This is a genomic window from Acidocella sp. MX-AZ02, from assembly GCF_000306035.1.
GTDB classification, from domain to species: Bacteria; Pseudomonadota; Alphaproteobacteria; order Acetobacterales; family Acetobacteraceae; genus Acidocella; species Acidocella facilis.
Genome location: NZ_JH976207.1, coordinates 1,246,530 through 1,249,158, shown reverse-complemented (window position 1 = coordinate 1,249,158; position 2,629 = coordinate 1,246,530). Strand labels below are relative to the sequence as shown.

2 protein-coding genes are annotated in these 2,629 nt (G+C 69.4%); both read left to right on the top strand.

Annotated elements, in window-relative coordinates; all coding sequences use genetic code 11:
- A partial coding sequence (locus MXAZACID_RS06130) for a PD-(D/E)XK nuclease family protein (protein WP_008493299.1) occupies positions 1 to 969 on the top strand: 969 nt, incomplete at its 5' end.
- On the top strand, positions 956 to 2,629 hold a 1,674-nt coding region (locus MXAZACID_RS18750; RefSeq protein WP_008493298.1), incomplete at its 3' end, for a UvrD-helicase domain-containing protein. The genes MXAZACID_RS06130 and MXAZACID_RS18750, both read left to right, overlap by 14 nt.

Genomic DNA, 2,629 nt, shown 5'->3' with positions numbered 1-2,629 from the left:
CGTCTGGCCGCGATGCTGGCCGGGCAGGGGCAGAGCCTGCCCGCGCATGAGGCCGGGCTGTGGGCCGGGCAGCTCGATCTGCCGGTGGAGCGCATCCGCCGGGCGAAGCCGCAGCCGCGCCCGCCCGCCCATGCCCGGCCAAAGACCTATTCCATCTCCGATATCGCGACGCTGATGGTCGATCCTTACGCGATCTATTCCCGCAAGATTCTGAAGCTCGCCCCGTTGGAAGCGCTGGATGAGGAGAGCGATGCCAGCCAGTTCGGCGATGTGGTGCATGCAGGTCTGGCGGCGTTTTTCAAAGCTGGCGACATCACCGCGCCGGATGCCCCGCTGCGGCTGCGCCATGCGCTGGAGGTGGCGATGCGCCAGCAACGCCCGCGCGCCGCGCTGGCGCAATGGTGGGGGGCGCGGCTGGGGCGGATCGCCGAATGGCTGGTGGCGGAGGAGCGCGCCCGCCTCGCCGAACATGGCCCGCCCGCCGCGCAGGCGCTGGAGCTGCCGGGCGAATGGCGGATGCCGGGCGGCTTCACGCTGAAGGGCCGCGCCGACCGGATCGAGCGCGATGCGCAAGGCGGGATCAGGATCATCGACTACAAGACCGGCAATGTGCCCTCCGAGAAGCAGGTGAAAGCCGGCATCGCCCCGCAGCTGCCGCTGGAGGCGGCGATGGCGCGGCGCGGCGGCTTTGGTCCGGAATTTGAGGGTGAGGCGGTGGAGCTGCTTTATGTCGCACTCTCCGGCCGCGCGGCGGCCGGGGCGCAGAGTGCCGTGCTGAAAACGCCTGAGGCGCTGCGCGAGGTGGTCGAGCGGGCCGGTGAGCTGCCCGCTCTGTTGGCGAAATTCGCGGACCCGGACACGGCCTTTCTCGCCGCCCCGCATCCGGAGCGGGAAAACCGGTTCGATGATTATGCCGGCCTGTCGCGCCGCGCCGAATGGGGCGGGGAGGATGAGAATGGGGGCGATTGAGCAGGCCAACCAGGAGCAGCTGCGCGCCTCCAACCCGGCGATTTCCGCTTTCGTCGCCGCCTCCGCCGGCAGCGGCAAGACCAAGCTGCTGACCGACCGGCTGTTGCGGCTGATGCTGGCGGGCACGCCGCCGGAGCGCATTCTCTGCCTCACCTACACCAAGGCGGCGGCGGCGGAGATGCGCATCCGGCTCAATCGCCGCTTGGGCGAATGGGTGGCGCTGCCGCAGGAGAAACTGCGCGCCGCGCTGCAGGCGCTGGATGTGGCGGCGGATGCGGCCACACTCGCCCGCGCCCGGCGGCTGTTCGCGGAAGTGTTGGATCTGCCAGGGGGAATGCGGATCGAGACGATCCACGCCTTTTGCCAATCGCTATTGCGGCGCTTCCCGCTGGAGGCGCGGCTCTCGCCGCATTTCACCGTCGCGGATGACGAGGCGGCGGGCTTGCGGCTGCGCGAGGCGCGCGAGCAGGTGCTGGCCAGCCCCGCGGCGCGGGCGGCGGTGGAGGTGCTGGCGGCGGAGATCGACGAGCTGCGCTTTGCCGATCTCAGCGGCAAATTCGTGCAGGGGGCGGAAAAGGCGTTTCTGGACGCGTCGGCCCCGGCACGCGCGGCGCTGCTGCAGGCGGCGCTGGGCGCGCAGGATGAGGATGAAGATGCGCTGCTGACGGCCCTGGTTTCGCCGCCGCGGGAAAGCGTGCTGCGCGACGCCCTCAACGATGTGGCCTCACGCGGCAATGCCAGCGGCCAGAAATGGGCCTGGCCGGGGCTGGATTGGCTGGCTTTGCCGCGGCCTGAGCGCATCGCGACGCGTGAGGTCTGGGCTGGCATCTGCCTTACCACCGCCGGTGAGCCACGCACGCTGAAAGGGTTTTGCGGCAAAAAGCTCGCCGCCGAGGAAGAGCGGATCAAGGCCGAATTCCAGAGAGAGGCCGAGCGTGTGCTGGGTTTGCTGGACCGGCTGAAGCTGATCCGGCTGCTGCGCATCAATGAAGCGCTGCTCGATATTCTCGCCCCGGTGGGTCTGGCGGAGCGGGCGGGAAAGCGTCTGGCCTCTGAGCTGTCCTATGGCGATCTCATCGCGCAGACCTCGGAGCTGCTGATTGATCCTGGTGCGGCCTGGGTGCTGTACAAGCTGGATGGCGGCATCGAGCATCTGCTGCTGGACGAGGTGCAGGATACCGCCCCGGCGCAATGGGACATCGCCAACGCCATCGCCGCCGAGTTTTTCGCCGGTGAAGGCGCGCGGGAGGCGCGGCGCAGCATTTTCGCGGTGGGGGACCCGAAGCAGTCGATCTTCTCCTTCCAGGGCGCGGATCTGAAAAGCTTCGATGCCAACCGGGGAAAATTCCGGCAGGCGGCGCAGCAGGCGGGGCAGGGCTGGCTGGATGGGGCGCTCTCGGTCTCCTTCCGCTCCACCGCGCCGGTGCTGGAACTGACCGATGCCGTGTTTGCCGAGGGCTTTGCCCGGCAGGGCGTGGTGGCGCCGGGTGAGCGGCTGCGCCATGGCGTGGCCAGGCTGGGCCAGGCCGGCGAGGTGGCGCTCTGGCCGCTGAGTGTCGCCGAAGAGGCGCAGGCGGCGCCGGACTGGCAGGTGCTGGATGAGTATCAGAGCGCTGAATCCGCTGTCGCGGCGCTGGCGCGGCAATTGGCGTCCTATATC